The following is a 12,663-nucleotide window of genomic DNA, read 5'->3' on the forward strand; positions in this document are numbered from 1 at the left end:
TCATCCTATTGTTGCGGGAGGATCGCCTCGTAACCCTTCAGCCAGTCTTCCTTCTTCAGACCCGCGAGGTAACTTGCAAACTCTGCCTCAGGGAAGACATAGCCGTCGGCTTCCCCTGCACATTCGAATTCCTTGTAGAATTTGCAGATGTTGGCCTTCGTAACCATCTGATGCGTAACGAATATAGCTTCCGGTACGGGTTTTCCCGCAAGCGCTGAAAGCGCGATCGGGATCAGATAGTTGCCGTAGCTGCCGGGAAAGGACCCTGTCGCCGCAATCAGCTTCGGATCGGTGGCGAGCGCCTCGGCTTCATCAGCACCATTGCCGACCGCAACGGCCTGGTCGACGCGACCCGCTGCACGCACGGCTTGCAACATGCCCATTGTCGCTTGGTCATTGATACCGATGATCATGATAGGCGCGTCAGGTGGAATACGGCCAAGAACATTGTTCATTTGCGTGTAGGATTCCTGCAAGGTATTTTTCGTATCGATCTCGATGATATGATCGGCTGGAAAAGCCTTGCTCAGTGCGAGGAACCCGGCGCGCTGTCCTTCGGTACGCATCCGCGGAATGACGCCAGATTGCGGCAAAGCGCCTATGACCAGGTAGCCCTTCTTCACGCTATCACCACCAAACTGCTTGTCCGCCGCCTTCGCCAGATAAGATCCGCCCATAAAGCCGGACCTTGGATTGTTCACACCGAAGAAACTTGCGCCCGGCATCGGGATGTCGATGGCAGTGACCTTTGTGCCGTCCTGCTTGAACACATCCATGACGGCCTGGCCGAAATTGGCGTCAGTCTGGAATTCGATGACGTAATCGACCTTGCGCTCGGCAAACGACTTGGCGTTGGCAAGCGCTGTCGGTCCGTCGAGACGATTATCGGCGATGACCAGTTCCACGCCGGCCGCATCCGCATTCTGCTGTATTCCTTTTTCGACAAGGACGCCAAAGGCGATGTCTCGCTGAAGATTGGCGAAGCCGATACTGTATTTGTTACCATTCTTCGGTCGCGTGACCTTGGATGCATCCTGAACCATGGCCTTCAGGGTCTCGGCAGAAAGCATATTTCCGTCGAATTTCAACGGGTCGAAACCGTGGAAATCGTCGGCGTAGGCAGCAGATGCCAAAAGGCAGGATACTGCTGCGAGCAGTCTGATTGGGGTTCTCATGTTTCTCTCCTCCCGTCCGCTACCCTCCCCGGCAGCGGCTAAATAACAGTTTTGCGCATGGCACCATCGCATCGAGTTGCCCAGCAATCGAAACGCTAGCATTGCCAAACCGTATTGACACGCCGGAAAAAACCGCAAAAGTGACTTTTGCATACAAAAATTGATCTTATCTCTGAGGTCTTGAAATGGCGGATAATTATTTTGTCTACATGCCTGAAAACCGAATATCCGATGCTTGGGGATGCACTGCAGTTTCGACCGGATATTCGGTTATAGCGCCACACTCCAGCTATCCTCCGAGCCGCCATCCAGACGACCATCATTTCAGCTGGTCGCGTGGCCGTATCCTTCACGCGTACCAAATCGTGTTCATCAGTAGCGGGATCGGAAAGCTCGAATTCGGGAAATCGCGGCGGAAGATGAATGTGACGGAAGGGTCGGTATTCCTCCTTTTTCCCGGAGAATGGCATCGCTTTGCCCCCGATCGGCCGAGTGGCTGGACGGAGCACTGGATAGAGTGCCGTGGAAACGCTTTCGACTTTGCGCTACACACGGGTTTGCTGAATAAAGAGCGGCCAATGAGCCTCGCGGGAGACGAAATCGCGGCAGTGTTCGCTTCGATCCATACTCTCGCCCGCGAAGACGCCGTTTTGCACCAATTGGTAATATCGACACTCGGCCTGCAGCTGCTTGCATTGCTAAGCCGGTCATCAGGCCTTGCGGCCGAGGCGAACTCGCGTTTGGTGGATAGGGCTCGTGCAATTCTCATGGAGCGCTGCGGGGACGGCCAGTCGGTCGAAGATTTGGCGGCGGAGCTGGGTATCAGCTATCCGTATTTCCGGCGGATTTTTCGCGAGAAGACGGGAATGTCTGCCAAACAGTACCAGATCACCGTCCGGATCCAGCGGGCTCACGACTTTCTCTCCAATACCGACAAATCGATCAAGGAGATCGCCGGGCTACTAGGCTTCAACTCAGCCTTCCATTTCTCCAATCAGTTCAAACAGTCAACAGATCTCTCCCCAAGCCAATTCAGGCATGCCGTGGGGAACGCTCAAGCTTCACGAAAGTGACCTGATGAAGAATGAAATCGGACAATTTTCTCCGAAAGGAGTGCGAAAACAGGGCTCCGTAAAGTAAACCTTCCGGCGGTCGAGTTGTGCGATGTTGCAGGATAACCCAGTCGCTTGTGCGGCAACCGGGAGGGTAACCGTGTGCTGATAGGAAAGCTTGGAAGAGACTGAGATCACTACTTGCGCTTGATCCGATATGAACCGCCGACCCTTCTTGCGCCGCCAAAGATATTGAAAAATCAGCTCCCGCCGCTGCCAAAGGCTTTGATTTGGAAGGGAACGCGGCTATTTGCCACCATAATGCTGTGTTGCAGAATGTAAAATCGTCAGCCCAGCCACGGATCAACGACAATCGCGCCGGTTCCGGCAAAATCTTGAACGTTACGCGTTACGACGGTCAAGCTATGAACCAGCGCAGTCGAGGCGATCAAAGCGTCAGCCTCGTTTCGACGATCTGGGATATGAAGATGAGCGCAACGCGTCGCAATCGCATCATCGATCGAGAGAATACGGCCCTCGAACTCAGGGCGGACGCGTCTGTCCATCCATGTCCGCAAGAGAGCCGCCTGAGACCGATCGCGACGTTGAAGGAGCAATATCCCTCGCTCAATTTCGAGGATCGTGATAGCAGAAATAAACAGATCGCTCGAATGCTGCGAGTTGAGCCAACGCGTAACGTTTACATCTGCCTTGCCGTCTCCGGCCTTACGCAGTTCGGAGACGACGTTGGTATCGAGCAGGTATTTCAAAACAGGTCGACCTCGCGGGTCACGATTTCTGCCCTCGGCGGATCCAGGTCGACCACCGAGAGACCGGGCATTGAAAGCGCGTCAACGAGGCTCCGCCGTTTTCCCGTCAGACGCTCGAACTCGCTGTAGGTCATCAACACATGCGATGGCTTACCACGGTCTGTGATGATAACGGGCCCCATCTGGGCAGCTTTCTTTGCCTTGCTAACGTCGTGATTAACCTCACGGCTGGACAAACTCGTCATACTCATCGAAAGCCTCCTAGTAGGTAAGTAGGTAGGTACGTACCTACATATAAGAGAGATTCGGCTTGGTAGCAACACTTTACGCGACTATAAACCCGGCGCCGTTTAAGTTTGATCGCCGACTTGGTAAAGTGATTCATCCAAATCAAGTGCTTATTCTGGCTCGGGCAAGCTCTTGTATGGGCGATGCCGTCGGCTGTTGCCGCCGCACCTTCGGTCTGATAGCGGCCAAACATCAGGCACAGGTCGAGCGCATGCCACGCGGTGTGTGCTCAAAACTCACGCAAAGGCCGCGCAAGGGAGCGCAACGCAATGAGCGGCAAAGCCGCCAAAGAGCCGAGTCCCATCGCGCTAACCGTCGGCGTGTGCTCGACAGCGACCGGATGGGCGGCCGACAGTCTTGCTATCGGATTGGATGTTGGCTCGTCTGTCGTACGATCATCACCGAGAAACCCAAGATTAGGAGAGTTCGCTTTTTTGAAAGTTCGACGCAAAGATTGGATATCTATTCCAGGATTGTCAGGCAGCGGCCGGCGAGCTCAAAGGCCGCGCGTTCGCGTTCGTTCTGAAACGGGATAACTCTTCCGCGGACATCGGGCGCCCTACCATATATCCCTGAAGCTGATCACACCCGGCATCTCGAAGAAAGTCGGCCTGCCCTTCGTTTTCAATCCCCTCTGCTGTGACGGGGATTGATAGTGCCGCGGCGAGCGCGATCGTCGCCTTCAATATGTCTCTTCCACGCCCATCGTCGAATGCCCAAACCAGAGACCGATCGATTTTCATGCTGTCAAAGCCAAATTGTCTAAGCGCTCCGATACTGGCATAACCGCAGCCAAAATCATCGAGAGAAAACCGGACACCAATCTTTTTAAGCTCATCGATAGCCCTTTGCGCGTGGGTTGGGTTCGACATTAGGACACCCTCGGTAATCTCCAGGGTCAGCCGAGTGGGTTCAAAGTTCTCTTCCTTTAAGAGGCTTGCAACCCGGTGTGCGAACGAGGCATTGCACATTTGCACCGGAGAAACATTGACGGACAGCCCAAGCTCCGGCCAGTCGGCAGCCGCTCTTACAGATTGACGTAAAATCAACATGCCCAGTTGATCAATCAGGCCAGAGCGCTCTGCCAAGGGGATGAATATTTCAGGGCTGATTGGACCCGTCGGGCTCTGCCATCGAGCGAGCGCTTCTACACCGTTCAATTTACCGCTCCCTGAGGCGACAAGCGGCTGATAGGCAACACCGATGTCGCCATTGACAACGGCACGTTTCAGCTCGTTTTCAAGCACGGCCATCTCTTCGCGGTCGCGGTCGAGTTCCGGCCGATACCCCACGGCCCTTCCCTTGCCGTCGTGCTTTGCCCGATAAAGAGCTAAGTCGGCACGGCGAAGCAATTCGAAGGAGTCGGTGACGTTGACCGAACGCGCGCTGCCAATGCTAACACCAACTTCTACTGTTCGACCTTCGATTTCGAATGGCTTTTCGAAAATCGACAGAACCCGCGCGCAAAAATTCGATGAAGGACCGTGGTCGCACTGGACAAGGGCAAACTCATCGCCCCCCAATCGCGCCGCGGAGACAATTTGCGGGTGGCACTGAGAAATTGTGTTAGCAACTTTTTGGATAAGGACGTCGCCGATCTGATGACCCCAGGTGTCGTTGACCGCCTTGAAGCCGTCAAGATCCAGGAGATGAAGTGTAACATCGTCCCCGTTTTCGAGTGCTTTATCCAAATCCGCCAAAAGCCCGTTTCTGTTCAAAAGGCCGCTGAGACCATCGTGGCTCGCTTCATATCGAGCCAACCGCGCCATTCTCGCCATCCGCCGGGACTCTGCACCTCCGGCAGTTACCACCACGACAAGGAAAACGACCAAGATGACGCCGGCGGCTAGTACTTCATTTCTGACCTCCTGATACACTCGGGTGCCCGGTCGAAGTCTATTCCATCCCAGGTAAGCAACGGGTAGGCCTGAGGCACTCCTCAGCGCGACGACGAGCATATTGCGAGGTGCTTCCTCGTAAAGACGCAGGCCCTCAAGCTGATATTGCTCCGCAAGCAAGCCAAGGTCAGAATCCCGCACGTGCCTGAAGAGCGACAAAACCGCATAAGGGGTACTAATTGTCGTGCCGCCGTCTGGATGTATGATTGTCGATGCCAGGATATCAACACCATCCCACGTCTTGACGAATTCGACGAGCGGCTTTCCCTCATTCTTCAGAGCTGCCGAAGCTTGCGACTGGAGAGTACCTCGGAAGCGAGTCGAGGGATCGAAGGTTGAGCCTTTGTAGCTCGCCATAGCGGTCGCACCGCTGCGCGTCGTTACGATCGCTCCATCGTAGATAGATGCGGCTCCGCTCGTTCCGCGCCATTTCTCAATGGCCCATCGAGAGAATTCCCCCGCTTGCGAAACCTGGTAAGCATCACTCGAGCCGGCATTGTCGAGAAGTGTCATCGAAACCCGGTCTTTGAGAGACCGGATTGCCGACTGGGCTGCTCGAGACGCACGCTCGTCATCACGGATATCTGCAGAGCGGCGCATGGTTGTGATGACATTTGTTGCCAGAGCGCCCAGAGTGACAAGTACTATAACAAACAAGGCAGTGGAGAGAGCAACAGGCCACTTCGAGATGTTGGTCTTCGTTATTGGCATTGGCCTCTCCCCCAGATAAAAAATATAAGCGATATTTTGTAGTTGAATCTTTCCTCGACTTTGAAAACTAACTCAGCCTTATTATCATGTGACTTACGCTTGTGGTTAAAAGCCAGTTAACTTAAATGAACTTGCAACTACTTAACCGGCGTCGGCATCTCGAATATTGGGCGTTGGTTTGTGAAGTACGTCCGGAAAGTTGCGCGGTTGCGTTACTGGCCTACAGTCGAGGGAAGGTATAGATCGAGGCTCGATCTCTTCTTTGCTAACACGAGCATGAATTGCCTTGTCGTGTCTGCGGTCTCCCACGTGACCACTTCTGACGCAGGGCATCTGATTTCGTTGGCATTTGGAATGCTATCCATGCCTTCCCTGGCCGTGACGATGAAAAGGCATCGACACTCAAGCGGGTTTGCTGCAACACCTTGGCATCACGCCGTGCGGGCGGATCGACGTCGACCAGTTGCCAGGCGGCAAGCTCCGGGTAAAAACGGCTTTACCAACCGGCACGGCACAGCCGGCAGTGAGCAAAGCGATCCGTACGCTCGAAAATCATCTGGGGGTTGCACTCTTCAAATCGAAGCATGCCGAACGCCACCTTGACGGATCAAGGGCAAAAATATTTCGACAGAATGAAACCACTGCTCAAGGCGATCGAAGCTACTGATCGAGAAGTTAAGGGCAGCGGCGCCGACATGTCTGGGTCGATCCGCATTGCAGCCCCTACCACATTCGGTCGACTTCACATTCTGCCAACCATTCCGAATTTGCTGGCCGAATATCCTCATCTCCGGGGGGGATCTGGTTTTATCGCAGCTTCGGCGGGACATGATCGATGATCGGGTCGATCTGGTGATAAGAGGAGTTGTCGAGGAGCCCGATGCCGTCGCCAGGCGCGTGACAAACCTTTCTCTGGTATGCGTAGGATCTCGCCAATACCTCGAAAAGCACGGCGTCCCGACCCTGGCTGGGTCGAACCCGAGAATCGACGCGCGGACCACTCGGCTCAGCGCCGATTTTTCCGCCAGGCCGTCCTCGTGATCACAGGATGCTTTCTGACATGCAGCCCGCCCGACATGCAGCCCGCGGCGAGGGACTTCAAGGCAGCCTCAGGCGCCACGAAAGACGCATGAGGTTGCCTGGCCCGGCGAGACCTTGTCAATCCAGCGGATTGTAGGCAATGACGTCCATCTCTACCTTGACATCGACCATCATCGGCGATTGGACGGTGGAGCGTGCCGGCGGATGATCGATGAAGTGTTTCTGGAAAACGGCATTAAAGCTGGAGAAATCGCGGGCGTCGTCGAGCCAGACATTAACCTTGACCACATGTTCGAGCGTGCAGTCGGCGAGCGCCAGGACGGACTTGATATTGGCGACCACCTGTTCGGTTTGAACAGCAATATTGCCGACTACGACCTCGCCATCGATGGTTGGCACCTGACCGGAGATGTAGATGAAATCGCCCGCGCGCACGGCCTTGGCGAAAGGTCGGCTCTGGCCGCCTGCCTGGGCGTCGGCGATATCGTAACGAATGATCTTGTTGCTTGTCATGGAAGTGTCTTTCAGTTTTATTTTACAATGCGAATTTGAACCGTTGCCCCTTGGGAGTGGCATCAGTGCGAATCCTGGATGAAATGGCCGGGCGAGACTTCCCGAAAAATGCGCTTCGGCGGAACGTAATCGAATGGACGGATAGGGCTTCTGATCTCTTCAGTCGAAGGTGGTACAGTCCGGCCGCGGCGTGCCGGATCGGGAATAGGCACCGCAGAGATCAGACGGCGGGTATAAGGATGTTGCGGGTTGTCGAAAATTGCCGCCCGCGGACCGATCTCAACGATTTCGCCGAGGAACATCACCGCGACGCGATGGCTCATCCGCTCGACGACGGCCATATCATGGCTGATGAAGAGATAGGCAAGACCATGCTTTTCCTGCAAGTCGAGCAGGAGGTTGGAAACCTGTGCCTTAACTGAAACGTCGAGCGCCGAGACAGCTTCGTCTGCGACGATGAATTTCGGATCAAGTGCCAAGGCACGGGCAATCGAGATGCGCTGCCGCTGGCCGCCGGAAAATTCATGCGGGTGGCGCTCCGCCATCGCCGCCGACAGTCCGACCTGTTCCAGCAGTTCGACGACGCGCTCCTTGGCATCCCGCCGTCCCATCAGCCCATGGGCGAGGATCGGTTCAGCAATCGCCGAACCGACGGTGAGGCGCGGATTGAGCGAGGCAAAGGGGTCCTGAAAGATCATCTGCGAGGTGCGACGCATGGTGCGCAGCTCCCTTGTGCCGGCTTTCGTCACATCCTGGCCGCCGATGACGATCGAGCCTTCGGACGGATTGATAAGCCGGATGATGGCACGGCCGGTTGTCGACTTGCCACAGCCGGATTCGCCCACCAGCGACAGCGTTTCGCCAGGGCGAAGATCGAAGGACACGTCTTCGACCGCATGGACGCGGCCGGTCGGCAGGTCGAAGCGGACGGACAGACGATCGACCTTGAGGATCGGCTCGACGCCCAACGCAACGGCAGACATCTCGCGGCCATCGTTTGCCACGCCGGTCGACGCATCGACCTCCGGGAAACGCTTTGGCGCGACCGCGGCTCCCATGGTGCCGAGACGCGGGATCGAGGCGAGCAGCGACTTGGTGTAAAGCGCCTTGGGAGCGGCGAAGATCTCCTGCGTCGGCCCTGTCTCGATCGTGTCGCCGCGAAACATCACAACGGTACGGTCAGCGATTTCCGCCACAACACCCATGTCATGGGTGATGAACAACACGCCCATGTTTTCGTCCTGCTGCAATTCGAGCAGCAGATGAAGGATTTCAGCCTGGATCGTAACGTCGAGCGCGGTTGTCGGTTCGTCGGCGATCAGAAGCTTCGGGCGACAGGCAAGCGCCATGGCGATCATCACGCGCTGGCGCATGCCGCCGGAGAACTTGTGTGGATATTCGTGGAGGCGTGCCTTTGCCGCCGGGATCCGCACCCGCTCCATCAGCCGCACGGTCTCGGCCTCGGCTTGTGCCCAGGACAGGCCGCGATGCAGGACCAGCGCTTCCGCGATCTGGTTGCCGATGGTAAAGACCGGATTGAGCGACGTCATCGGTTCCTGGAAAATCATGCCGATCGAGCCGCCGCGCACTTTGCGCATCTCGGCTTCGCTTGCAGCAAGCAGGTCCTTGCCATCGAGAAGAATACGGCCTTCAGTGCGTGCCCGACCGGCCGGTAGAAGCCGCATTGTCGATAGCGCGGTGACACTCTTGCCCGAGCCGCTCTCGCCAACGATCGCGACCGTCTCGCCGGCATCGACATGCAGGCTGATATTGCGGATGACGGCCTTCCAGCCTTCCGGTGTCTTGAAAGAGGTCGTCAGGCTCTCGACTGCAAGGACCGGCTTGTTTGTGGTCGCGTCGGTCATGATCAGCTTTCCTTGGCGAGACGCGGATCGACAAGATCGCGCAGGCCGTCGCCAAGCAATTGCAGGGAGAGAACGGAGAAGACGATGGCAAGGCCCGGAAACACCATCAGCCACGGTGCGTTGTTCATATATTCGCGCCCCGACGCCAGCATCGTGCCCCAGGTCGGCATGTCGGTGGAAACGCCGACGCCGAGGAAGGAGAGGCTTGCCTCCGCGAGCATCGCCGAGGCAAAGACGAAGGTCGACTGCACGAGGATGGGCGAGGCCAGATTGAGCAGCACGTGACGGACAAGGATCTGCCAGGTTGGGAGCCCCATGGCGACGGCTGCCTCGATATAGGGCAGTTCACGCAGGACCAGCGTCGAGCCACGGATAATGCGGGCCAGGCGTGGCGCATAGGTGATGCCAAGCGCCAGGATGACGGTGGTGAGCGACGGCCCGAGCGCTGCAACGAGCGCGATCGCCAGCAGGATGTCCGGGAAGGACATCATCGCATCCAGCAGGCGAGAGATCGGCGCATCGAGGCCGCGAAAGAACCCGGCCGCAACGCCGAGGATCACCCCGAGCACGGTCGAGATGAAGACGACGCCGAGGCTGACCAGAAGCGAGATGCGGCCCGCAAAGATGGCGCGGGAAAAGATATCCCTGCCGAATTCGTCGGTTCCGAAAAAGTGGACCATGGATGGCGGCTTCAGCTTGTTGACAATCGACAGCTTGTTCGGCGCATAGGGCGCGACAAAGGGGGCCAGCAGCGCTGCGAAGACGACGACGACCAGAATGATTGCGCCGAAAAGCATGGCTCGGTTGCCGAGCAGGCGGCGCAGGCCGGAGGACAAGGGCATGGAGACGGAAGCCATGGTGATCATAGGCGCACCCGTGGATCAACGATGATATAGAGCATGTCGACGATGAAATTGATGAGAACGTAAATGGCGGCGACTGTGAGCAACGCGCCCTGAATGACTGGATAGTCGCGGCGCAGGACAGCTGAGACCACGAGATTGCCGACGCCAGGCAGACCAAAGACGGTTTCCGTGACAACCGCACCGGCGACCAGCATAGCGACCGACAGGCCGATGACGGTGATGATTGGTATCATCGCGTTTTTCAACGCGTGCTTGAGGACAACGCGACCTTCCCCGGCGCCCTTGGCACGGGCGGTGCGGACATAATCCTCACCGAGGACATCGAGCATGGCAGCGCGGGTGAAGCGGGTGATCAGCGCCGAATTGACGATGCCAAGTGCGACAGCCGGCAGCACGAGATGATGCAGCCGTTCGAGAAAGGGTGTCTCGGGGCCGCCGTAGCCGGAGGCCGGGAACCAGCCCTGACCGACGGCGAAGATCTGGATGAGCATCAGCCCGAGCCAGAAGCTTGGCACGCTGGCCGCAACCATGGTGAGCGTGACGACGATCTGGTCGAAGATCGTTCCGCGCTTGACCGCCGACAGGATGCCGACAGGCAAGGCTATGCCGACCGCGATCAGGATTGAGAAAAGCGTCAGGAAGAAAGTCGGCTCGGCACGCGAGGCAAGTGCCGTCGTCACCGGCTGGTTCAGGAAGATCGACTGGCCGAGGTCACCATGCAGTATGCCCAACACGAACTGGCCATACTGGACGATCATCGGTGCATCGAGCCCCATCTTGGTGCGCAGCTGGGCGATGTCCGCAGGGGTCGCATCCGACCCCAGCATGACTGCGGCCGGATCGCCAGGCGTCACGCGAACGATGATGAAGACCACCGTTACGACGAGGGCGAGCACGACGGCCATGCCCCCCAACCGTGTTAAAAGTGCCTGTGCGATCGTAGCCATGGTCGTTCCAAGCCCTACTTCTTCGGATTGACGTTCCAGAAATGCGGCCAGTAGGTTGGCTCGTATCCGGAAACGCCGTTGGCGAGACCGGAAACCGCATTGAAGTTGCCGACCTTAAAGAGCGAGGCGTCATCATAGATGGCTGTCTGGATACCGTCCCAGGCCTTCTTCTTGGCATCATCGGTGGTTGCATCCATGTAAGCTGCAACAGCCTTTGTCTTCTGGTCGGAAACGTACCAGCCCGGATAGCTGTCGGTGATGGTGTTGATCGTGGTCGGGTCGCCCGGAAAGTTGGAATGGGTGATGAAGATGTCCCACTCCTTTGGATCGGCGCGCCGGGTGGTCAGCGTTGCCCAGTCGACAACCTGCAGGTCGACCTTGAAACCGGCAGCTTCCAGATAGGCCTTGGCGACTTCGCCGATTTTGTAGTGGAATTCGTACTGGCGGCTGGTCATGAGGCGTAGCGGCGTGCCGTCATAGCCGGCTTCCTTTAGAAGCTTGCCAGCGGCTTCCTGATCGCCTTCTCCGTACCGGGCAACGCCGGCTTCGGTGTGCCAGAAGGAGCCCTTCGGGAAAATCGAGCCGTCGACGCTGAAGAAGCGGTCATCTGAGAAGGCGGCCAGCATCATGTCATTGGCGTTGAGGGCTGCTTGCACCGCCTGACGCAGCTGCTTATTGACCAGAAGGCCCTGCTTCATATTCATGTTCATCGAAGCCCAGCCGGCATTCTTGAAGATCACGGGTTTGGCGTTGCCGCTCTTTTCGACACGCTCGTAGGCGCTGACAGGCAACGAATCCGCATAATCGAACTGCCCGGAAATCAGGCCTTCGACGCGAGTGTTGGCATCTGGAACAGGAACGAACCGGATTTCCTTGGCGATCGCCTCTCGCTTGCCGGCATAGTTGCTCGGCGTGCCCTGCGGCGACTTGTAGCCGTCGAAGCGGACGAGCTGGGTGTACTGGTCGGGCTTGCGCTCCTTCAGTTCGTAAGGGCCGGTACCGATGAAATCGGTGAGCGTATCCTTGACCTTTTCGGAGGGCATGATCACGCAGGCCTGCGACAGAGTGGCCAGCAGCGGCGCATAACGCGATTTCAGCTTGATGATGACGGCATGATCGCCGTCTTCTTCAAGGCTGTCGATGATGGCGGCAACCTGCTTGCCCTTCGAATTGATCGCCATCCACCGCTTCAGCGAGGCGGTCACGTCCTGGGCGTCGAAGTCGCTGCCGTCGTGAAACTTCACGCCTTCGCGCAGCGGGATCCTGTAGGTCATGCCGTCTTCGGAAATCGTCGGCATGGCAGCGGCGAGCAGCGGAACCGACTTCCATTCTGCGTCATAGGTATAGAGCGTCTCGAAAATATGCTGGTCGATGGTCAGAACGATATCGGTCGGCGTCTGCATGACATCGAGCGTCGGCGGCTCGCCGATCGTGGCAACGGTCAAGACGCCGTCGCTTTTCTGAGCCAATGCCAGATTGCTAGTACCGGCCAATGTCGCAAGCGTCATCAAAACAAATGCACTGTGTTTCATCGTCA

11 protein-coding genes are annotated in these 12,663 nt (G+C 57.1%); 2 read left to right on the top strand and 9 right to left on the bottom strand.

Translation table 11 applies throughout. The annotated features are described in order from the left end of the window. Positions 1-5: 5 nt before the first annotated feature. Complete coding sequence (locus J5278_RS20990) at positions 6-1,175, bottom strand: sugar ABC transporter substrate-binding protein (RefSeq protein WP_219259006.1); 1,170 nt, start codon at positions 1,173-1,175, stop codon at positions 6-8. A 185-nt stretch (positions 1,176-1,360) separates the two neighbouring features. Here J5278_RS20990 and J5278_RS20995 point away from each other — a divergent pair, with 185 nt between their 5' ends. Then, on the top strand, positions 1,361-2,248 hold the full coding sequence (locus J5278_RS20995) for an AraC family transcriptional regulator (RefSeq protein WP_209188199.1): 888 nt from the start codon (positions 1,361-1,363) through the stop codon (positions 2,246-2,248). A 326-nt stretch (positions 2,249-2,574) separates the two neighbouring features. Here J5278_RS20995 and J5278_RS21000 read toward each other — a convergent pair whose 3' ends face one another. From J5278_RS21000 to J5278_RS21010, 3 genes are all read right to left on the bottom strand, one after another. Continuing rightward, on the bottom strand, positions 2,575-2,997 hold the full coding sequence (locus J5278_RS21000) for a type II toxin-antitoxin system VapC family toxin (protein WP_142831626.1): 423 nt from the start codon (positions 2,995-2,997) through the stop codon (positions 2,575-2,577). Further along, positions 2,994-3,248, bottom strand: a complete 255-nt coding sequence (locus J5278_RS21005) for a type II toxin-antitoxin system Phd/YefM family antitoxin (protein ID WP_142831627.1) — start codon at positions 3,246-3,248, stop codon at positions 2,994-2,996. The genes J5278_RS21000 and J5278_RS21005 overlap by 4 nt, the downstream gene beginning before the upstream one ends. A 513-nt stretch (positions 3,249-3,761) precedes the next feature. Then, complete coding sequence (locus tag J5278_RS21010) at positions 3,762-5,894, bottom strand: bifunctional diguanylate cyclase/phosphodiesterase (RefSeq protein WP_142831628.1); 2,133 nt, start codon at positions 5,892-5,894, stop codon at positions 3,762-3,764. 584 nt (positions 5,895-6,478) lie between these two features. Between J5278_RS21010 and J5278_RS31145 the strand changes: the two genes are divergently transcribed. Then, entirely contained in the window at positions 6,479-6,733 is a 255-nt protein-coding gene (locus J5278_RS31145) for a hypothetical protein (RefSeq protein WP_257623491.1), read from the top strand. Between the two features lie 319 nt (positions 6,734-7,052). Here the strand turns inward: J5278_RS31145 and J5278_RS21020 are convergent, their stop codons facing one another. The 5 genes from J5278_RS21020 to J5278_RS21040 form a co-directional block, all read right to left on the bottom strand. Beyond that, positions 7,053-7,448 carry a RidA family protein gene (locus tag J5278_RS21020; protein ID WP_142831629.1) on the bottom strand — a complete coding sequence of 132 codons (396 nt, stop codon included), beginning with the start codon at positions 7,446-7,448 and terminating at the stop codon, positions 7,053-7,055. A gap of 62 nt (positions 7,449-7,510) precedes the next feature. Further along, positions 7,511-9,313: an ABC transporter ATP-binding protein gene (locus J5278_RS21025; protein WP_219259007.1), complete on the bottom strand. Its 1,803-nt coding sequence runs from the start codon at positions 9,311-9,313 to the stop codon at positions 7,511-7,513. A gap of 2 nt (positions 9,314-9,315) precedes the next feature. Continuing rightward, positions 9,316-10,179, bottom strand: a complete 864-nt coding sequence (locus J5278_RS21030; protein WP_374108599.1) for an ABC transporter permease — start codon at positions 10,177-10,179, stop codon at positions 9,316-9,318. Then, positions 10,176-11,117 carry an ABC transporter permease gene (locus J5278_RS21035; RefSeq protein ID WP_209188226.1) on the bottom strand — a complete coding sequence of 314 codons (942 nt, stop codon included), beginning with the start codon at positions 11,115-11,117 and terminating at the stop codon, positions 10,176-10,178. Before J5278_RS21035 ends, J5278_RS21030 begins: the two co-directional genes overlap by 4 nt. 23 nt (positions 11,118-11,140) lie before the next feature. Continuing rightward, complete coding sequence (locus J5278_RS21040; RefSeq protein WP_209188200.1) at positions 11,141-12,658, bottom strand: ABC transporter substrate-binding protein; 1,518 nt, start codon at positions 12,656-12,658, stop codon at positions 11,141-11,143. Positions 12,659-12,663 lie beyond the last annotated feature (5 nt).

The organism is Rhizobium sp. B21/90 (assembly GCF_019355815.1).
GTDB classification, from domain to species: Bacteria; Pseudomonadota; Alphaproteobacteria; order Rhizobiales; family Rhizobiaceae; genus Rhizobium; species Rhizobium rhododendri.

Coding starts and splice junctions, on each gene's coding strand:
- J5278_RS21030 (WP_374108599.1), bottom strand. CDS start 10,179: ATGATCACCATGGCTTCCGTCTCCATGCCCTTGTCCTCCGGCCTGCGC.
- J5278_RS20990 (WP_219259006.1), bottom strand. CDS start 1,175: ATGAGAACCCCAATCAGACTGCTCGCAGCAGTATCCTGCCTTTTGGCA.
- J5278_RS21010 (WP_142831628.1), bottom strand. CDS start 5,894: ATGCCAATAACGAAGACCAACATCTCGAAGTGGCCTGTTGCTCTCTCC.
- J5278_RS21025 (WP_219259007.1), bottom strand. CDS start 9,313: ATGACCGACGCGACCACAAACAAGCCGGTCCTTGCAGTCGAGAGCCTG.
- J5278_RS21040 (WP_209188200.1), bottom strand. CDS start 12,658: ATGAAACACAGTGCATTTGTTTTGATGACGCTTGCGACATTGGCCGGT.
- J5278_RS31145 (WP_257623491.1), top strand. CDS start 6,479: ATGCCGAACGCCACCTTGACGGATCAAGGGCAAAAATATTTCGACAGA.
- J5278_RS21020 (WP_142831629.1), bottom strand. CDS start 7,448: ATGACAAGCAACAAGATCATTCGTTACGATATCGCCGACGCCCAGGCA.
- J5278_RS20995 (WP_209188199.1), top strand. CDS start 1,361: ATGGCGGATAATTATTTTGTCTACATGCCTGAAAACCGAATATCCGAT.
- J5278_RS21005 (WP_142831627.1), bottom strand. CDS start 3,248: ATGAGTATGACGAGTTTGTCCAGCCGTGAGGTTAATCACGACGTTAGC.